Source organism: Parendozoicomonas sp. 2304DJ65-17 (assembly GCF_058148445.1).
The window spans coordinates 64319-85160 of the sequence record NZ_JBYVJV010000002.1 but is presented as its reverse complement, the minus strand read 5'-3'; the positions used below and the strand labels follow the sequence as shown (position 1 = coordinate 85160).

At 47.5% G+C, this 20842-nt stretch carries 15 protein-coding genes; 7 read left to right on the top strand and 8 right to left on the bottom strand.

Going from position 1 to position 20842, the window contains the following annotated elements; all coding sequences use genetic code 11:
• Positions 1–3: 3 nt before the first annotated feature.
• The 5 genes from ACY2RR_RS05400 (at position 4) to ACY2RR_RS05380 (ending at position 4343) form a co-directional block, all read left to right on the top strand.
• On the top strand, positions 4–1278 hold the full coding sequence (locus tag ACY2RR_RS05400) for a flagellar hook-length control protein FliK (RefSeq protein ID WP_490107114.1): 1275 nt from the start codon (positions 4–6) through the stop codon (positions 1276–1278).
• 9 nt (positions 1279–1287) lie between these two features.
• Positions 1288–1731 carry a flagellar basal body-associated FliL family protein gene (locus tag ACY2RR_RS05395; RefSeq protein WP_490107113.1) on the top strand — a complete coding sequence of 148 codons (444 nt, stop codon included), beginning with the start codon at positions 1288–1290 and terminating at the stop codon, positions 1729–1731.
• Between the two features lie 23 nt (positions 1732–1754).
• On the top strand, positions 1755–2510 hold the full coding sequence (locus ACY2RR_RS05390) for a sigma-70 family RNA polymerase sigma factor (RefSeq protein WP_490107112.1): 756 nt from the start codon (positions 1755–1757) through the stop codon (positions 2508–2510).
• Between the two features lie 190 nt (positions 2511–2700).
• Positions 2701–3558, top strand: a complete 858-nt coding sequence (motA, locus tag ACY2RR_RS05385) for a flagellar motor stator protein MotA (protein WP_490107111.1) — start codon at positions 2701–2703, stop codon at positions 3556–3558.
• Positions 3555–4343, top strand: a complete 789-nt coding sequence (locus ACY2RR_RS05380; protein WP_490107110.1) for an OmpA family protein — start codon at positions 3555–3557, stop codon at positions 4341–4343. Before motA ends, ACY2RR_RS05380 begins: the two co-directional genes overlap by 4 nt.
• Positions 4344–4364: 21 nt before the next feature.
• Here ACY2RR_RS05380 and ilvM read toward each other — a convergent pair whose 3' ends face one another.
• The 7 genes from ilvM to ACY2RR_RS05345 form a co-directional block, all read right to left on the bottom strand.
• A complete protein-coding gene (gene ilvM / locus ACY2RR_RS05375) occupies positions 4365–4640 on the bottom strand; it encodes an acetolactate synthase 2 small subunit (protein ID WP_490107109.1) in 276 nt (91 codons plus the stop codon).
• Positions 4637–6346 carry an acetolactate synthase 2 catalytic subunit gene (gene ilvG / locus ACY2RR_RS05370; protein ID WP_490107108.1) on the bottom strand — a complete coding sequence of 570 codons (1710 nt, stop codon included), beginning with the start codon at positions 6344–6346 and terminating at the stop codon, positions 4637–4639. The genes ilvM and ilvG overlap by 4 nt, the downstream gene beginning before the upstream one ends.
• A gap of 255 nt (positions 6347–6601) precedes the next feature.
• On the bottom strand, positions 6602–7906 hold the full coding sequence (brnQ, locus tag ACY2RR_RS05365) for a branched-chain amino acid transport system II carrier protein (RefSeq protein ID WP_490107107.1): 1305 nt from the start codon (positions 7904–7906) through the stop codon (positions 6602–6604).
• Between the two features lie 78 nt (positions 7907–7984).
• A complete protein-coding gene (locus ACY2RR_RS05360; RefSeq protein WP_490107877.1) occupies positions 7985–8647 on the bottom strand; it encodes a class I SAM-dependent methyltransferase in 663 nt (220 codons plus the stop codon).
• A gap of 166 nt (positions 8648–8813) precedes the next feature.
• On the bottom strand, positions 8814–10427 hold the full coding sequence (gene pckA, locus ACY2RR_RS05355; protein ID WP_490107106.1) for a phosphoenolpyruvate carboxykinase (ATP): 1614 nt from the start codon (positions 10425–10427) through the stop codon (positions 8814–8816).
• A 241-nt stretch (positions 10428–10668) separates the two neighbouring features.
• Positions 10669–11112, bottom strand: a complete 444-nt coding sequence (locus ACY2RR_RS05350) for a cobalamin biosynthesis protein (protein WP_490107105.1) — start codon at positions 11110–11112, stop codon at positions 10669–10671.
• A gap of 47 nt (positions 11113–11159) precedes the next feature.
• Entirely contained in the window at positions 11160–15155 is a 3996-nt protein-coding gene (locus ACY2RR_RS05345; protein ID WP_490107104.1) for a hypothetical protein, read from the bottom strand.
• Positions 15156–15365: 210 nt separating this feature from the next.
• Between ACY2RR_RS05345 and ACY2RR_RS05340 the strand changes: the two genes are divergently transcribed.
• A complete protein-coding gene (locus tag ACY2RR_RS05340; RefSeq protein WP_490107103.1) occupies positions 15366–16802 on the top strand; it encodes a hypothetical protein in 1437 nt (478 codons plus the stop codon).
• On the opposite strand, the gene ACY2RR_RS05335 is transcribed toward ACY2RR_RS05340, so the two are convergent.
• The gene (locus ACY2RR_RS05335; RefSeq protein WP_490107102.1) at positions 16750–20013 is read right to left on the bottom strand and encodes a PAS domain S-box protein; all 3264 of its coding nucleotides are present in this window, start codon (positions 20011–20013) and stop codon (positions 16750–16752) included. The genes ACY2RR_RS05340 and ACY2RR_RS05335 overlap by 53 nt on opposite strands.
• Before the next feature lie 202 nt (positions 20014–20215).
• Here ACY2RR_RS05335 and ACY2RR_RS05330 point away from each other — a divergent pair, with 202 nt between their 5' ends.
• A complete protein-coding gene (locus tag ACY2RR_RS05330; protein ID WP_490107101.1) occupies positions 20216–20779 on the top strand; it encodes a rhodanese-like domain-containing protein in 564 nt (187 codons plus the stop codon).
• The last annotated feature ends 63 nt before the right edge of the window (positions 20780–20842 follow it).

Sequence of the window (20842 nt, the reverse complement as noted above, 5' to 3'; positions counted from 1 at the left end):
ACCATGCCAGGGAATGCCGTATTACAAATGCTGACGGGAAGCGCTTCTGAAGCACTTTCTTCTCAAGTGCCTTCAAACTCTTCATCCATTGATCCCGGCCAGCCAGCTGAAGAAGGAATGGATTTTGATGCTCTGTTGGAAAAGCTGAAAGGTGGTGAAGAGCTCTCACCAGAAGAGCGGGATACTCTTGAAGCTTTGGCCGCACAGCTGGAAGAAGCTCGTGAAGAACTACAGGGTGATCCTCTACTGGAGCCCCCTCAAGATCAGGAAACGCTGATTGCCCAGATTTTGGAGCAGGCCAGCTGGCAGCCAGAAGCTTCTGAACAACTTCCGTCATCACAGATACAGCAGACAGAAGTAATACCTGCCTTAGCAGCGGGCGAGGCTCTTAAATCTGCGCAAGAAACTCTGGCAAAACTCAACAATGCAAATGCCGAGACACCAAAACCTGAAGCCAGTCTTCAGCAAACCGTTGCTCAACCATTATTACCTGAACAGTTGCTGGCTCAAACAAAGGACTCACAGACAACTAACTTATCAGCTTCTGCAACGGAGCAATCTCTCGCTCTAACCGACACGACTGAAGAACTGTCATTATCAGTAACCCAAACAGTTACTCAGTTAGAAACCTCGCAAAAGCCTGAAGCGGAAACAACACAAAACTCTCTGCAGCTGCAAAGTCTTGTGGCAAGGCTGGAAAGTTCACAGGTCTCCGCGTCTTCCGAGCAACCGGTTCAAAACACCGCCACCTACGCACCGGTTCAAACTTCAGCAGTTGCCGCTAGTCGTACAGAAGGACAAACAAACCAGCCTTTACCGACAACGCCGGACACCCCGCTCTCGATGTTTACAGATCCGGACTGGGCGGAAGACCTGGGTCAGCGGCTTTACCGCATGAGCAGTGACGAGACAGGTATTCGTGAAGCCCGCCTGCGCCTTGATCCACCTTCATTGGGAACTCTGGATATTCAATTGCGCCTGGATGACAACAAACTCAGTGTGCAGTTCCAGTCCACATCTCCACAGGTCCGGGAAATGATCATGAACCATATGGATCGTTTAAGAGCCAGCCTGGATGGTTCTGAGATGAACCTTGTGGATGTGGATGTGTCTTCCGGCGAGCACGGCCAGCAATTCCATGATTCCAGACAAGAAACAATAATTGGCGGCATTGATGAAGGTCAGAGCGGATTAACCGACAGTACCAGCACAATGGAACAAAGCCAGCAAACATCGGAATACTTTGCAGGGCGAACTCTGTTGAGTGCCTATGCCTGAGGGAAATAAATGAAGTCTGAAGAAAAGAAAAAAGCGGGCAAATCAAATATCGTCAAACCATTGCTCGTGCTGTTCGTTGTTTTTGCCGGTGTTGCTGTCTGGTATACCCAGGCTCGTACAACCAGCCCTCTAGCTATGGAACCTTTCTATTTTGAAATGAAGCCCATCATCGTCAATATCGAAAGCCGAACACCCAGAAACTATTTAAAAATCAGACCCGTTGTTGTCACCCGCCACAAAGAGCTCAATGAAAAGCTCAAACTCTATAAACCCGCCATTCGTGACTTCCTGATTGCTAATTTCCGCAGTGAAACAATTGATACGCTGGCAGAAAAAGGCAGTTACGAACGTTTGCGACAGGAATCTCTGCGGGGAATCAGAACTCTTCTTCAGGCCAAGACAGGTATTCAGTCTGTCGATGATCTTCTGTTTACAGAGTTTGTTATTCAATAATTTTTTGAACGTGCAGGTCTGTTATGAGTTTTACGACCAAAACGGCAATTGACGCATACCTAACGGGAACAGGAACGGTTTCTGAAACTGATGACCCTGTTCGAAATCTCGTTAATGCTCAGGCTCCCATGGTACGCCGTATAGCCCTGCATCTTGCCGATCGGCTGGATCGCATGGTGGATGTGGATGATTTGATTCAATCTGGTTTTATTGGACTTTTAGAAGCAGCCAACCGTTACGACCCAACTACAGGAGTTCCTTTCGACGCATTTGCTCTCACCCGTGTTCGTGGCGCGATGGTGGATGAGCTGAGAAAAAACGACTGGTGTCCAAGAACATTACGCCAGCAGGGAAAGCAGATTCGTCAGTCCAGAATAACTCTTGAGCAAAAGCTTGGCAGAACTGTTCGCCCCAGGGAAATTGCAGACTTTCTTGATCTCCCCGTTGAGAATATTCAACAGGCCGAAGCGCGCCTTGAGGCAGCAAACAGCCTGAGTCTGGATACTCTCACTGAAGATCGTGGTGATAACTGGGATACGCTGGGAACAGAAAGTGTTTCACCACTCGCTCCTCTATTAAAAAACGCCGACAGCAAAGAACTAAGTATGGCTTTACAACGCTTGCCAGAACGGGAACAAATGATTCTTCACCTCTACTATGAAAAAGAGATGAACCTGAAAGAAATTGCAAAGGTTCTCGATTTAACCGAGGCAAGAATCTGCCAACTACGAAAGAAATCATTACAGACCCTGCAAAAAAATATCAGCCAGGAAAGCTAATTAAGTGCTTGGGGGAGGTAAGCGACAGTCATTTGAAATTGTGGTTATTACGCCATCAACTCACTGCTCAACAATGTAAAATATTGTGTCGTAATCCTTTTTCTTTGCCCTGTAGCAATACCTCCAAGTTTTACCCTTAGTAGGCTTTAAACCTCTTCAGGGTTCACGCAGTTAAGAGATCCCCTAAATCATGTTAAAAATCACCGGGTTAATCATACTGATTTTAAGTGTGCTCGGAGGGTTTGTGCTGGCCGATGGCCAATTACTTTCACTGTGGCAACCCGCTCAAATTTTGATTATTTCCGGTGGTGCTGTTGGTGCATTTCTGATCGCTAACCCATGGCATATTATTACTATGACCATGAAGCACATGAGCAAAGCGATTCGTGGCAGCAATCATTACCCGGCTGAGTATTATCAGAATCTTCTGACGCTCCTGTTCCGCCTGTTTGAAACTCGAAGAACGGCTGGAGTAGCCGCTCTTGAAACTCATATTGATTTCCCTGAAGAAAGCGTTCTTTTTAAAGAAGCAGGAATACTTGAAAACAATCGCCTGACCAGCTTTATCTGCGACAATCTGCGCCTGGTCACATTAGGCAAAGTATTACCCCATGAGCTGGAAGGTTTGCTTGACCATGAATTAAACAGCATGCGTGAAGACCTTCAGCGACCAGCCGATGCCATGCAGCATATTGCTGACAGCCTTCCCGGGTTTGGTATTGTGGCTGCAGTTCTCGGGATTGTACTGACTATGCAATCTATGGATGGCCCCGCTTATCTTCTGGGTATGAATGTTGCCGCAGCTCTGGTTGGCAGCTTCCTCGGCATTCTGCTTTGCTATGGCTTGATCAGCCCACTGGCTAAATCAGTCACCTATTCCGTAGGGGATGAAATCCAGTTGTTTGAATGCGTTAAGGCTGCCATTCTTGCTCAGGTCAGCGGGCGTCCATCTGCAATTGCCGCTGATGCTGGTCGCCGTGTTCTTTATTCTGAGATTCGTCCAAGCTTCAATCAACTGGAAGTCTGGTTGGCGGAGAGCCATGAATGAAGGATAGTGGTTCAACGGTTATTATTCGAAAGCACCCGCCCCGACATCGTAAGAAACAAAAAAGCCAGTGGAAGAATATCCTGGCGGATTTCTTTATGCTGGCGCTGGCCTTATTTCTTCTTGTCTGGATGACAGGAAACTCCACCGAAGAACAGAAAGCTGCAGTTTCCAGCTACTTCAAAAACCCTGATGATCTGGAACAGGTAAAAACCAGCGTTGAGGCTGCGCGTATTGCCAAAGAAAACGAGAAAGCTTCTGATATTTCAGATGAACTTCTTGATGCAGTGGAAAAAGCCTCACGCCTGCAACTGGAGCGTGATCATTATTACAAATCTCTGGAAGAGAAGATTGACCAGCAGATAGCTGCTCTGCCTGACGAGTATGCCGACGCTCTGGAGATTTCTAAAACCCCTAATGGCCTCCGCCTGGAAATTCTGGAGCAGGAAGGGCAGCCGATGTTTCACCGGGGCAGCGCCAAGCTGATGCCTGTTTATAAGAAAATGATTGTTTCCCTGGCTTCAAGCCTTGATGCAACAGGCCAGAGCCTGACTATTCTTGGGCACACAGATGCGACATCATTCTCTGCCGGTTCCGGCCGAGATAACTGGGATCTGTCCACAGCACGAGCCCAGGAAGCCCGGCGAGTTCTTATTCAGGGCGGGTTTCCCAGTGAGCGTATCGTTCAGGTTGCGGGAATGGCAGACAGAAGATTGCGTGACTCCGACAACCCTCGTGGTGCCAGCAACCGTCGGGTAGAAATTCTTATCGATATGAGTGAGGCATAGTTAGTGAAGTCCAATCACTGACTATGCTCTCAGCACTTCCTGCTCTTCATTCAACAGAACAACATTCTGGATATCCACCAGCTTCTCAAGCTGCCGCAGAAGCAGCTCGGGGTTGAGGCCATGAACCTGCATATAAATGCTTACATCGCCGCTGTCTGACACCGGCATATTCAAGCTGCACAGTTTATAACCCCGGTGACGTACAACCCTCAGAACACGCTCCAATATCGCAGGCTGATTTGCAGTGCGAATAGACAGACTATGAATATTATTATTGCTATCTGATAATGTGTTCATTGGGTACTCTCCAGCATTTGATGATTAGCCGCACCGGGTGGAACCAGTGGCCATACATTCTCTTCTGTGTTAATGGCTACATGCAGGAAATAAGGGCCATCACTGGCAAGCATTTCCTCTAAGGCTTCCGTAACCTGTTCCCGTTGCCAGATTGTTTTTCCGGCAAGCCCAAAGGCTTTAGCCAAACTGATAAAGTCCGGGTTATCAGAAAGGTTGGTTTCACTGTGGCGACCATCAAAGAAAAGGGTTTGCCACTGGCGAACCATGCCCAGTCTTTCGTTATCCAAAAGTACGATTTTTACCGGAAGGTTCAGGCGGCGCAGTGTTGCCAGTTCCTGAATATTCATCATGATGGAACCATCACCACTTACGCAGACAACTGTATCATCAGGGCGCGACAACGCAGCTCCTATGGCGGCTGGCAATCCAAACCCCATTGTTCCCAACCCACCACTGCTCAAATGATTTTCCGGGCGAGAAAAACTCATATGCTGGGCAACCCACATCTGATGTTGCCCTACGTCACAGGTAACAACAGTGTCTTTAGGAAGCTGTTTGCTCAATTCATTTAACAAAGCAGGGGCGTAAACAGTTTCCCCAGGAGCGTTATATTGCCAGCGATACTCGTGAGCCATTGCCTGACAATGTTTACGCCACTCCTCGCAGTCTGAAGGAACAGCGATTGCTGGAAGAATTCGGCAAAGATCACCTTTCAGTGCAACATCCGGCTGGCGACGTTTTCCAAATTCGGCTTTATCGATATCCAGATGAATAACTTTGGCATCGGGAGCAAAACCATCCAATCGACCGGTCACACGGTCATCAAACCGTGCGCCTACACAAACAAGAAGATCACACTCCTGTACTGCAAGGTTGCCAGCCTGAGTGCCATGCATCCCCAACATTCCCAGGTAACCATCAGCATGGGGATCAATGGAGCCAAGACCTTTAAGAGTGGCTACGGAGGGCATTCCCGTCACAGCCTGAAACTTTCGCAGCCCTTCAACAGCCCCAGCCATACCAACGCCACCACCGGCATAGAGCATTGGTTTTTTGGCATTGCTTATAAGAGTTCGGGCCTGCTCAAGGTCATCAGGTTCCGGCATAGAAAGAGAACATTCTTCCCTGACACTATGAAGAACTGTAGAGGGCACAGCCTGCAGAATGTCTTTGGGCAGATCGATAAGAACAGGTCCTGGACGGCCGGATTGGGCAATGCGAAAAGCCTGTTCAATCACTTCCGGAAGCTCTTCAACAGACGACACAAGAAAACTATGTTTGGTAACAGCAAGGCTGAGGCCAAGCATGTCCACTTCCTGAAAGGCATCTGTCCCCAGTGCGGAAGTAGGTACCTGCCCGGTTAATGCAACAAGAGGAACAGAATCCAGCATAGCTTCAGCCAAACCGGTGACTATATTCGTAGCTCCCGGCCCTGAAGTAGCAATACAGACTCCTGCCTTTCCACTTGCTCTGGCAAAACCAATAGCTGACATAGCTGCGCCCTGCTCATGTCGGCAGAGTATGTGTTCTACCGAACTTTCATACAGCGCATCATAAAGCGGCATGATTGCACCACCGGGGTAACCAAACACTGTGGAAACCCCATGTTCAAGCAGTGCCTGAACAATATACTCTGCACCACTTGTACATCCGTGTGGCTCTTGTCCGGGTTTTGACTCACCGGAATCATCTGCTGCTGTTGTCATTGGCCTACCCCTCTGCTAGTTACCGCTGTTTTTATTTCCGCCCAAAAGAAAACCCCCGGTCCTTTCGGAGCGGGGGTTTTCTGGAATTCTGGTCTGTGTCTTTCTTCAGCCCATAATCAGCCCCCGCAGTGAGTTAATAATCACCACGATGACTAGAAGCAGGTTGTTGGAAGACATAAGGTTCATTTTGTAATCTTTAAGCGCAATATGTTTTGTTTAAGAAATAACACAGGGTGCGGTCACCCGCAAGCCGAATCACGCACTTCTCTTGCGAGAGAACAATTCTGGCAACCGAACTAACCACCCTACAAGGATAACTACCAACCCCGGCATCAACCAGCCAAGACCGTTATCAAACAAGGGAATAGCGTGGACAAAGGATTCTGCGCCCATTAACCCTGCTGCATTTAAACCATCCAGACAGCTGAACCCAAAAACCACAGCCAACGCCACCTGCATACAACGGCTGGTTATCACAATTTTCTGCCTGAGAATTTCAGCAAAAATAATCATGATCGCCACAGGATAAATCGCCACCACCACCGGTATGGAAACTTTCAGCAAAGTGTTCAAACCAGCATTCGCCACAATCATGGAAAGAAATGACACCAGCAACACCCAGAACCGGTAACCAACTTTGGGCCAGCGATGATGGAAGTGATCACCAAAAGATGTTGTCACTCCAACAGCGGTGGTTAAACAAGCCAAAGTGATTACAAGGGAAAGCGCAATTTGCCCGGCACCACCCAAAAGGTGAGTCACCATTACCGATAAAATATGCCCGCCATTTCTGGCTTCCGGCACTATTTCCCGGCTGATGCCTCCGAGATAGAACAATCCCAGATAAACCAGCGATAACCCTATTCCGGCAATAAGGGAGGCCATGATTGTGTATTTGATAATGGCACCTCGATCCGTCACCCCAAACCGTCGAACTGATGCGGCAATTACAATACCAAAAGCCAGAGCTCCCAAAGTATCCATAGTGAGATAACCCTGTACAGCGCCTTCAAGCATGGCATGCTCAGCCCATGCGCCTTGCCCGGGACCAAGCGTAATTTCCGGTTCAAGCATCATGGCGATGCAGATCGCTCCCAGAACTGTTGCCAGAACGGGAGTTAATATTTTTCCAACAATGGTTATTAACTTTCCTGGAAATACACACAGCCAGGCCACTATTGAAAAGAAAACAATGGAATAAAGTGCAAGATAGAGCGGCGATTCCCCACCTAGCCACGGAAGAATACCAACCTCATAAGCCACAACAGATGTTCGGGGAACAGCAAAAGCAGGACCGATAATAATGTAAGCCGCCATCCAGAAAACCAGAGCCAGAACACCGGGAATATCACGGGTCAGGTTTTCCGCACTGCCGGCCATGGCAATGGCGATAATCGCCAGAAGGGAGAGTCCAACATCTGTCGCCAAAAAGCCTGTGAGCGAGAGCCAGAGATTTTCACCGGAGAGTTGCCCTGCCCAGGGAGGAAAGATCAGATTTCCCGCCCCAAGAAAAAACGCAAAAACCATCAGTCCCAATCCGAGAATATCGTTTTTTCTCATAAACTCACGGCTCCTGACAGTTTCTGCTCTGTTTCTATTGAGGAATAACTATAGGCGTTAATTCTCTTCTGGCATGTTCTATGGCTTTTTTAGAAGAATCACATCATTGCCCACAAACTCCAGCTCACAACCTGTTTGATTGGCAAACCACTGAAATGTTTCCCGGCTGAAAAAGCTGATGTGGGTTTTATCCCGAATATAATGCCAGTTCTGAAATGCTTCCTGATCTTTCACCAGCTTAGTCATCAACCCCAGAAAACCGCCGGGCTTCACCATATCCAGCAATCTGGCCAGAACATCTTTGGGGTTGCCCAAATGCTCTACAACTTCGGTACTGGTTACAAAATCATAGGTGCGATCCAACACATCGGGATTATCTGCGTAATACAGGTCATACACATTCATGGAGTAGCCTGCTTCCGCAAACATCTCAGCCAGTACTGGTCCTGGGCCACAGCCAAAATCCAAACCTTTTGCCGGTGGCATTACCAGCTCAGTGATTGGTGAAAACATGCGGAACAGGAAGCGTCGGTAACCTGGGTCGCCATCTGCATTTTCATGGAGGTCATAGCAGGCTTTTTCATCGGCCGGTGAGAGATGCCAGGCTTTTGGAACAAATACCAGTTGGCATTCCTGACAACGCAGATACTCACGGTATTTATCTTTCCAGAACGGGACATTGTGGGTTCCGCCACACAGCGGGCAGACAAGATCTGGCATAACAGTTTTACAAGACATCATCACACTACGGCTCCCAGGCCAATATTCACTGGGAACTCAGGTTAAGGGCTTCGCCCACGGGAATGTATGACCGAGAGGTTAGCTTCTCAATCAGCCTGATTGTAAAGCATTTCCAGAAACAGAAACGGCCCATAATGGGCCGTTTCTTAAACGCAAAGATTGGGAATTACAGCTGTGGGCCAGCGGCAACCAGAGCTTTACCAGCATCGTTGTCAGTATATTGCTCAAAGTTAACAATAAACCGACCTGCCAGATCCCGTGCACGAGCTTCCCAATCGGCTTCAGAGTTCCAGGTCTTCCGAGGGTCGAGAAGATCTGTATCTTCAACACCAGGAACGCTGGCAGGAACAGCCAGATTGAAGTGCGGCAGATTAATAGTGTCAGCCTTATCGATAGAACCATCCAGAATGGCATCAATAATGGCACGAGTCGCTTTAATGGAAATACGCTTGCCTGTTCCATTCCAACCGGTATTCACCAGGTAAGCCGTAGCACCAGAAGCCTGCATACGCTTCACCAGAATCTCAGAGTACTGGGTTGGGTGAAGACTCAAGAATGCTGCTCCAAAGGCTGCTGAGAAGGTTGGAGTTGGCTCAGTAATACCACGTTCAGTACCAGCCAGCTTTGAGGTGTAACCAGACAGGAAGTGGTACTGGGTTTGCTCAGGAGTCAGCTTGGAAACTGGAGGCAATACACCAAAGGCATCAGCCGCCAGGAAAATAACCCGGTTGGCATGGCCAGCCTTGGAAACCGGCTTCACAATATTTTCAATATGGTGAATCGGGTAGGAAACCCGGGTGTTTTCGGTCAAGCTGTTATCATCAAAGTCTACGCTGTTATCGTCACGAACAACCACGTTTTCCAGCAGTGCATCCCGACAAATAGCATTATAGATATCTGGCTCAGCTTCTTTGCTCAGTTTGATGGTCTTGGCATAGCAACCACCTTCAAAGTTGAACACACCATCATCATCCCAGCCATGCTCATCATCACCGATCAGCTCACGCTTGGGGTCAGTAGAGAGAGTGGTTTTACCAGTACCGGAGAGACCGAAGAAGATAGCCACATCACCGTCTTTGCCAACGTTGGCGGAACAGTGCATGGAGGCCATGCCTTTAAGGGGAAGCAGGTAGTTCATTACGGAGAACAAACCTTTCTTCATCTCACCGCCGTACCATGTGCCACCAATCAGCTGCACTTTCTCGGTCAGGTTAAAGGCAACAAAGTTCTCTGAATTCAGCCCCATTTCCTGCCACTGAGGGTTTACACACTTCGCCCCGTTCATCACCACGAAGTCTGGATCAAAGCTCTCCAGCTCTTCTTCTGAAGGACGAATAAACATATTGGTAACAAAGTGCGCCTGCCAGGCAACTTCAGTAATAAAACGAACTGACAAACGAGAGTCTGGGTTTGCGCCACAAAAAGCGTCAACAACAAACAGGCGCTTTCCGGAAAGTTGACTTGTAACCAACCCCTTGAGGTGAGCCCAATGCTCTTCGGAAAGAGGCTTGTTATCATTTTTCCCCTGATCAGACCACCAGATAGTATCCGCTGTAGTCTGGTCTTTAACGATGTACTTATCTTTAGGAGAACGACCGGTAAAAATCCCGGTATTTACTGCAACGGCACCAAGATCTGTAACCCTGCCCTGTTCATAACCCTCAAGCTCTGGCTTGGTTTCTTCCTCAAACAGCAGGCTATACGACGGATTGCGAACGACTTCAGTTGCATTAGTGACCCCGTGGGGTGACAGGTCAAGCATGGTCTTGGGTGTACTCATTAAAGTTCTCCCGCTCTGGATGGTTTTATTGTCGGGCGAATCCGATACCACAATCCTTTGCAGATCGTATATTTCTTAAGAAGCTACCTGAAAAACTGCGGTTCTCCAGAGAAACGCTTTTACGATAGCCCCTGTCCTGAAAATGGTGGGCAACAGTTTGTTTGTGTGTTTCTGTTTACCCGGGTGCGTTTGTACCTTATCAGCTCCCAAAAATCCAGATACACCATACGTATTTACCCTTTCACAAGTGTGCCCTGCACACGGAAACCACTACCCCCCGCTCATTAAAACAGAGCCGGAACCGGAACGAAGGAGCCAGCAAATGGTTGGCACCACTGAAAAACAAGGCGGACCTCTCACTAACCGACTCTGGGGCAAGCAGCGGAATTCCCGGATCTGTACTGACTGCCACAGAATGCAGCGTGATCGCATCACATGTAATAAAAGGCACTCCATGAACCCGGGCAAAACCATCGTAGGCCGGGTCATGCTGTTTAAGAGCAATACTGGCTACCATGACATCTTTAACATCTATTTTCAGGGTATCCAGATACTGCATAACTCCTTGTCCAATCACCTCCAGAGGTGTTCCTCTTTCACTACCAAGACCAACAACATAACAGGCTTTGTTTACCACCCGGTGCTGCTGTAACGCCGAACCATTTGTACGACCGTGGACATTCATCGAGTTGTTCACTTTTGTTTGACGAATGACGGCAAGGATAGTTGACACTAATAAGGTTTGGAGCCGCTATCAGGGTTAGGTAACGGAAAAGGCAGATTTATCAGAGAAGAATGAGAATATGTACCAGGATGAGTAGCAGGAGTGGACATTACTGGAACTACAGACTCCGAAACTGTTGTGTAGTCAGCCGTTGTATATATAGAGGGCATACTTCTCTTTCTGGATGCAACAGACATTTGCTGTTGAATCCCAGGTAGCCTAAAAAAATTATACGACTGTTGATCGACAGATGTTTGTGAAGTTGCAGAGTGACTTCGCATTTTAGTACTGACGGATGGCATTGGAGCTGATGCTTGTTGAAGTAACTGTGCGGGTAACAGAGTAGAGGATGCTTCCTTCAGTTCCCAGCTATCCCTTTCTGTGCCTGGTCGCTTCAGGCACAACCAGTCAGCTCTTGTTTCCTCTCTTTGTTCTATTGCCGCTTTTAAAGAGGTCTTGTGATAGAACGCCCCCCAATAACCATCCCACATTCTGTAAGCCTGGAGTAGATAGATTTCTTTACTATCTGGCTCCTCTATATAAATATCTAAATCAAATGCCAATACTAATGCTTGTAATAATTGATCCTCCTGCAGAAGATTCATTCCATCCCCTTCTACTGGCAGGCTCTCGAAAGTTTCCTGTAAAGCTTGTAGTAGTTTCCAGGAATGCCAATTGCCTTGAGTATAAGAATCAGCATTGGGCATACACCTGCACGTTTTACGTAGTTCTGTCTTCGACTTACGCTTATCAGTCGAATAGTTGATCCAAGGAGCTTTCTTTTGCCACATTAAGGGCTCGGTTCTACCCTTTTCTTTGATTAATTCTTTAACTTGTGAGGAAAAATCTGCTTTTTTAATTAATGCAGGTACAACACGCTGCAAGGCTCTCCGTAATGATCCCGAGTACCATTCTCTATCATTTGGAAGAGACGCTCCGAGCTCAAAATACACACTTCCAGCCAACGAATCAGATACTGTCTTTACACGGCCTTCCGGCACTGGAGGTCGCACCCAAACCTTCCCGGCGTCTGTTAACCGCAAGGTCAAAAGTGCACCCTGAGGGTTACCTTGAAAGGCACTATCATTACGAACCCTGTAAATTTCATTCTGCAACTTTTTCAGAGGTTGATCCGTACAGACATCTGTAACAGGTCTTTGTGGCGGCTGGCCAATCTCAGGTTTTTTCAGGGGTGGCAGCTCTGGCTCAATAGAAGCCCCCTGTCTTTTTCTATTGGGTTCATTCTCTCTCCCCTCCTTCTTAGTTGCTTTTGCAGTAACATACAGGGACGAAGGGGTAGTCACTCTCCTTGTTTGCTGTGGAGGTGGTACAACCGGTGAAACCGGTGGAGCAGAAAGATGCTCAGTCGTAGAATCAACTAAGACTGTCACCTCAGCTTTTTGTTGCTGTTGCTCTGCTGGTGGAGGGCTCGACTGCGAAACATGTGAACTCAAACCAACATCAAAAAATTTGGCGGCTCCACGAGTCAATGAGTAAAACTCTCCTAGCCCCTGATCTATTGTTTTCTGCTTTCCCGCAACAGCTTGAAGAATATTATCCACTTCAACCCCGGAAAATCTTAGAGGTGAATCCACCTCAGACCGAGTCATATCAGGCCTGGTCAAAGGTCTCGATAAGGAAAAGAGAGGAGCATTCGCAGAGAACTGGTACCTGGGTTGCACAGGCTCTCCTGACCCGTGATCTCCATTAACATATCGTTCAACCATTCCACGGAGATAGGACATAAGCTCATCGGGTGTTAAATAACCATCCTGAGCCTCAGTAATAAGGTATTCAAGCTCCCCTTTATAGAGACTTCTGGCCCATGCCACCAGCTCATCTTCATCGGGTGTAGCCGACATAACCAGCTCTGTTTCCTGGTCTTCTTTCTGCGTCAGAATTCCTGCTATGGAAAGAAAATCGAGAGCAAGGCGCAGGAGCATGTTCTTTCTTACCCTGCTCTGCCAGTATCTAATCGCCTCATCTATAGAAACTTTGCCACGAAAACCATTATGAGCCGCCGAGGCGTTGATCTTCTCAACCACGGTTTCAAGCAGTCTGTACCGATTGCCTTCTTTGCGATCAATCATACCGCACGCAACAGTGAAGGGAATTTTCTGGAAGAGAAGGTCAAGAGCACTGGCAGACAGTTTCTGTAGCATCGTTGCAGGTTGTGAATATCCTGCATACTTCTCCTTATAGCCGCCCACCATTCCTTTTCGCACCAGATCATCAATACCTTCCGGTCGATGGCAATACCGATCAAAAATTTCATACTGGGTATGGCCGTTACTGTCTGTCGGATGACGTCCGAACATCAGCAAATGCGCTGGGAACAGGTCAAAATATTTTAGGACCAGGTCCCCATCTTTATCTCGCTCAAGAGCGTAATTCGGATACTTTGCATCCAGAAAGCCCTCAATAATTCTTTCATATCCGACTGTCTTATCGGGGGACTCAAAGCCTTTATTCAGATCATCGAGCGCTTTGACACCTTTAACAATTTCATTCGTAACCTGCCCCAGAAAGTCTTCAACAGTCATGTCTTCCTCAAGAACAGGAATAGTATCCTGGGGAGAGAGGTCTGCAATTTTTTCAAAATGCGTTTCCAGTAGTTCTTCTGGTTCCAGCAGAGGTTGCGCTATCCAGACAGTTTTATGTCCAGAGCGCCAAAATTGCACGGGCAAAATATCAACATCGTGCTCTTTAAGAAATTTCACCTGGGCAGTTTGATGATGGAAGAACTGTATGGCGTCATTCTCAGAGGTAAAATAGATTCTTCTGAATGCAAATTTTGGAAGAACTCTATTTAAAGTTACAAGAACAGGGTCCCCAGTGGGGTTATCAAACTCTTTAAACTGAAAAACAACCGTACTGGTTCCAATACCTATAACTTTGGCATTAACAGGATGCGTTTCCCCTGTTAATGGGTTTTTAAATTTAAAGGAATCAATAGTGCTGCCAACTTTATATGTAGGAATCTGACCTTTATGAGACTGAGTATCTGAAGTGAATGGTTCGTTGGCTTTTTTAGGCCTTTTGCCGCGCGACTCAATACCTTTTAAAAATTGAACAGTTTTTTCATTTGCTTCTCTGGGATTTTCATCATAGTCGCAGCCTTCACAATCCCCTCTTTCTGATAACATTTCTGAGAATTCGGGCACCTTACTGACTTCTTCAAAACCGCAACAAATCTGAAAATAGTAAGGCTCTCCTCCCGGACCATCTATACGATAAAAATTGCAGAGAGTAGCGAGAATAGTTTGGTCGCTTCTGTCGATTGTTTTAAACGGATCAAGCACTCGACTGGGTTCAACAGCCCGTACATAAATCGCCCCAATCTCATTATGTCTTAATCTCCTGGCTCTACTGGCTGGGCTGAAAACTGCTGACTCTATTGATGATTGTCGACCAAAGTGAGGGCTTGAAGAGCTACTGTGATCATCACTACTAATGCGCCTTTTCCTAACAGTTATAGGGGACCCTCTCCCTGAAGCAGTTCCTCTCTTGGGAGAGTATGCAGCATAGGGCGAAGATACAGCCGGATAGGGAGAGGTAGCCGCGGAATAAGGGGATGGAGGAATTAAATGTGCTCCCAGAGGGCGAGGTGAAGCAGCACTGGGAGTTGGTAATGGGGTATGAGCGGCTGGTGTTGGAACCGGGCTCATAGAGTAAGCTGGATCCGGAACAAACTCGTACTCGTCCAAAGGATCCAATACACGGTTTGATGCATCGTAATCAACGACTTTTATGACATCGGCATTCCGGGATGGATAAACACGAAACCGCAGCCACTCTTCCAGAGAATAGTCATCTCCTGCACGATTAAAGCGCTCTGCAGCTTTGGAAATAAGAGTGTCGCTCTGTCTGGCCAGGATTGTTACACATTGAGTCACGCCGAGGTCATCAGCTCGACTCTCCTGATGAAACAAACAACATGATAAGAGAAACCAGCAAGCAAATACCTTCTTTTTTGTAACTGCTGGCGTATCAGTTTTCAGCACCCTAGCGTCTGCTTATAAAGTTGAAATTCAAACCGCTCTCTGACTCATCCCTGTGAATACGGGCTCTCAGGGTAGGAGATTCTCCAACTTTGTACAGAACTGAAAGTTAGACCTATATTTTCTGCCTCCTAATGACCATAACCATTAAGTGCTTACCCTAAAGCATGAAAATTCGTAGGCACTTTCACGTTAATTAATATCTGTACATAAATGAGAAATAATCAAAACACCCTGACCGTTGACCTCGCGATTGGGCTCACTGCGGGCATACTTATACCTCTTGGGCTCCCTCCTCTTGGTTTGTGGATTCTTTCTCTGGCAGGGCTTGCAATTCTGTTTTCCCATAATCAGAAGCACCCAGGAAGGTACCAGTTTACCGGAGCCATAGGGTTCTCTGTTGGTTACATTGTATCCGGGCAGTTATGGAGTTTTTGCAGCCAAGTTGTATTAACAGACACATCTACTGTGGACAAACTCTCCGCCGCTGTAACAACCTTTATTATTCCCTTCGTAATACTGCTCGCAATATTGTCTCTCTATCCTGTTTTACGTCGAGTGCTAAATATCTCCCCCTATTCCGTGTCCAGCTGTTTACTGTTCAGTTCCTGTTGGATTCTGTTTGAAATTATTTATTGCTCCCTCTGTCACACAACACCTTTACTGATTAGTGGATATGCTTTGCTGGGATTGCCTTCTGACAGTATGATCCCGGTAATGGGAATTTTCGGCAGCAGCTTATTCCTGGCTGTAACAGCAAGTCTTCTGGCTTCTATTTTCAGCAAAATATGGCATAAACGTACAAAAGAAACTTTTCCTTATTTATTGCCAGCTCTATGCATTACCCTTGTCATCCCACCCGTTGTTTCCCGGATTGAATGGACCTGGCCCTATGATCTGCGTCCCTTTAACTATGTGATGCAGGTTAGAACAGGAGCGGATGTAACCCTGGACCTTCTGGAAATGGTGACACTTCCGCCGCCACGCCTTGCTATTGTCGGAGGTGTGAGGGGCAATACAGAAAGGCCCGAGCTTTTTCTCCAGATCCCCAAACTGAACCAGACAAGCCAAACTGCCTATCTGGCACAGTTCAGTACCGGAGGCATTAACTGCCCGGATTTCTTCTGCAGCTTTGGTGAAGGTGAAGGTTGTATTGCAGAGATGGCGAAGAAAGCCTCTTCCTATGTCGACAAAAGTTCCTGCGACCTCAGCTTGCTCCCAATCTCCCGCCAGTCGGCTACAAGACACCCGGCAGCAGATGCTTACCGCATCACAGTTCTCAGCCCTCTGTCAGATAGCCGGCCTTTTCTTGCAGCGAGTGAAGCCACAGGTTCCGAACTCCTTGTTGCCTTTGACAGCACTGCAGAAGGGCAGGTGTTTCGTGAGTGGATGATCAGGGCTGATCGGGCCAGAGCGCTTGAAACAGGTAGACCTTTACTCCGCTACAGTAACATCGGCATATCGGCAGAAATTGATCATCTTGGCCAGATCCAATCACGTTTTTTACCAGAACAGGATTTGGTAACAGGCAGTATTCAACCTATGAGTGGCAAAACACCTTATATGCACCTTGGCCCTTACGCACCACTCAGTTTTATTATTCTGGTTTTGGTGGTTTTCTTTTATCGTCGTCTGTTTCAGACTCTGTGAAGTGATCTTTTTCTTCGGGAGGTAAATCAATTTCCCGGCAGATATTTTCCAGCCGCTCAAAAGCAAAAGCATTGCAGAGATCATCAACTTTACGGGCAAATGCCACGCACTCTGGATCACTCTGCAATTCCTGGGTGAGCTGCCGAATTCTGTCTACATCCCCTGTCTCTGCCGCTTCCAGAATTGTTTTCATCAAAGGCTTTAATGCTGGCGCAGAAAGCGGGTCTGGAGATGGCTCAGAAATATTCCCTTCAATATCCTTGCGGATAAATTTGATATTGATAACCCGTTCTATCTGCAGGAACAGGTCATCAATACGGAATGGTTTGCCCACATAACCATTAAAGCCAGTGCTTTCAAATCGCTGCTGCTGTACTGGGTCAACACTGGCTGTTACAGCAATAACCGGCACAGGGTTACCGTTGCGACGTAATTGTCTGACAGCATCAGAACCACTCATGACCGGCATTCTGATATCCATCAATACCAGCTCAGGCTGGTTTGCCTGAATACTGTTCAGGGCATCTAGTCCATTAACAGCTTCCATTGTTTCAAAGCCAGCATCGTCGAGTAACCGCACCAGCATTTCTCGGTTGATTCGACTGTCATCAACCACCAGCACTTTGGCAGTCTCACCCTCTGGCAAATGAAGGCTGCAGGCATCGAGACTTGCAGCACTAGCTTCCACGTCTTCATTTAACACTGCGCGCCGCAATGGCAGCGAGAAATAAAATCGACTACCACACCCAATTGAGCTGGCAACTTTCAGTGCGCCCCCCTGAGCGGAAACAAGTTTCTGACTGATAGCCAGACCAAGCCCTGTCCCTCCCGGGTGATCCTGGAAATCGACCTGATGGAAGGGCGCGAAAATTTTCTCCTGCTGTTCAGCCTCAATGCCTATACCAGTGTCGCTAACAATATAAACAATGCGTTCTCCATCCTGCACAACCCGCAGCTGGACCTGCCCCTGTTCGGTAAATTTGATGGCATTACCCAGAAGGTTAATCAGAACCTGACGCAGCTTTGTTGCATCAATAAGAATCACGGAAGGCAGATGTTCATCCACACTCAGAACCAGCTGCAGGTTCTTACGATCTGCTCGAGGGCGGAGAATCCGGCAAACTTTTTCCAATACTGGCCGCAGGCGCACAGGCTGGAACTGTACCTGAGTTCCTGTGGTTTCTATTTTGGTGAGATCCAAAACATCATTAATCAGCAACAGAAGATGCTGACCACAATCTTCTACAGTTTCCAGGCTTTCCCGCTGGCGGGACTCCAGCTTTTCTGTTCGAAGCAGCAGCTGAACATGACCGAGTATTCCGTTTAACGGTGTTCTCAACTCATGACTCATATTGGACAAGAACTGACTTTTTGCATGGTCAGCTGCTCTTGCTTTGTCGCGAGCCAACCGTAGATCTCGTTCTGTATTTTTTCGCTCGGAAATATCCCTGATAACAATTGTTATCAGGGTACCCGATGAAGTTTCCAGCGGATTGGATGTCACTTCCGAAGAAAAGCTGCTGCCATTTCGGCGACGGCAGATTGTTTCAAAACCCTGCTGTAGTGGGTCTTCAAAATATTCATTTTTTTGCCGCGGAAGGAGATAGCCAGTTCGTTTGCGGCTTAACATTGATAACGATTTTCCGACCAGCTCCTGTCGCTTATATCCGAACATGTCCTCAACCCGGGCGTTGACCATAGTGATAATTTCTTCAGTATCCGTTATCACTATGGCATCGGGAGCTGCTTCCAAAAGCCCACGGAACTTTCTGGTATCACCCACCAGCTCCGTAACATCATGTCCCATTCCTTCAACACCACTGACCCTGCCTCCGGGCTCAATTACAGGGACATTAATCACCTCTATCGTGCGAGTACCGCCGTTTTTATGGGGGAGTTCAATCTGAACGGCATCATTCTGCTGTTGTCCCTGCAACACTCCCTGAATAACCCGCCAGAAAGACTTGTGCCCCTGGGAACCAGTGAAAGCCGGAGCCACCGCGTTGATCAGTTCATTAGAGTCGTAACCCAAAATATCACTGACAGATGCACTCACATAAGTGACCCGCCCACGCTCATTGAGCATGTAATAGAAGTAACGCCCCCGAAGCCTTTCCGCAATATGGCTGATATTCGTTGCTCGAAGATCCCGCAGAGCTTCATCCCTCTCAGACAAACGTTGCGCCATTGCTGAAATACTGCGGGCTAACCGTCCGGTTTCATCATTGGAATTATGTTTGAAAGGCAGGTGCCAGTGACCATCACCAAGGTTATCCACAGCATGAGCCAGACGAACCAATGGACGGGTAATGAAGCCCGAAACTTTCAGAACACAGGCACTGACAATCAGAAGTGCCAGCAATAACAATCCAGCACTGTAGAGGGCTGACTGACGGGCAGCACCCAGTGCATAAGTTTCCCGTGTATGGGTTAACAGAACCCAACCTGCTTCAGGGACAGGACTGGCAAAATACCATGTGGGCCAGTCCCGGAAATAGACAGTCTCCAGACCTCGGGTACCATTACGAACCGGACCTTCCACCAACCGTTTTAATGAGTCTGACTGCAACCGATGAGCTGTTTCCAACAAAGAACTATCGGGGCGAGTGGAACGCATATCTGAATGAATAAAGCGACTGTTGCGGTCAACAATGACAAACCTTAGATTCCGTGGATTATCTTCCTGCAGTAACTGAAGAAACCGGTCGACCCGAACAGTGAAATAAAGGTTATCAAGCTTGGGGGAATGGAATGTAACAATCTTTGCACCTGTCACAGGACTATCAAATGGCAGACTCCAACCCCATTGGTTTTCTTCTGCCAGAGCGGGAATAGGATCGACCCACTCTTTTTCCTGCAGGCCTTTATCAGAGAGATAGAAAATACTGCCATCTCCCGGCCTGCCAAACATGACACTTTGCAGAAGACTGTCATCCCGAAGCGTGCTGGCAAGCAGTTCACGGTATTTATCAAGACTGGTAGGCGTGTCATTAATATTATGCGACAGCGTTTCACCAAGATACTCAATATGGCTGAGCTTGTTATTGAGCAAACCGGCAAAATGCCCTGCCTGCTGCTCCATGAACTGTTCAACACCGACTCGTGAAACACGCAGATTTTCAAGAATATGGAGAATAAAAATAACGCTATAGAGCAGGGTTATCGGAACGATGGCAAACAGAACGACCTTGTTGCGGATCGACGACCACATGAAACCCCACCTGAAAAATATTAAGTCTGTCGTCCGTGAAGTCCGGTATCAGCAATCCCTTTCGCCCGATAACTGTTTTCTTTTAACCGCATCAGCCTAGTAGACAGACAAGCAACCCGCAAAGATCAGCCTTATAACTGGTCTATCCTTCCCAGCCTGCACCTCTGGACACAATCCGTGCAATGACACATCAGGAGCTGGGATGTATAACAAAAAGCAAGCACACCTATTTTTGCCCGTCTTACTGACGGCTTTTCTGGGCGGCTGTTGTTTAAAACCAATACCAAATGAACCACCACCCACTGAGCGGGAAATTAATGATCTGATCGTAAGAAACCATCAACTGGCAGAATCTGGTGGCTATCACCTTATGACAACTGGATCCTTGAAAAGCCTTATAGAGTCTGATCGTAATCCCTTAATAATGGACACACTGCCATTTACCAGATATCAGAAGCATCACATTCCCGGAGCAAAACACTTTTGGTTTCCACGGGATCCTGTACTAATAAAAAGTTGGGATGTTGAAATTATGGAAGGGCAAACACAGGAAGAGTTTCAATCACAGCTAGGAAAAAACCTGGAAAGACCGTTAGTATTTTACTGCGGCCGCACGATTTGCGATCGAAGCCATAGTGCCGCAGCCTGGGCAATTAAGCTGGGTTACAAGGAAGTGTACCGCTATGCCGGAGGAATTAATGCGTGGCTGGATAAACCCTGGGACGGAAAACAATCTGCACAAACCTGCAAAGCTCCGTGCCTGTAATTCATCACGACAGATAACAAAACGCCCCGCAAACTTGCAGGGCGTTTTCAATTTAGATGACGA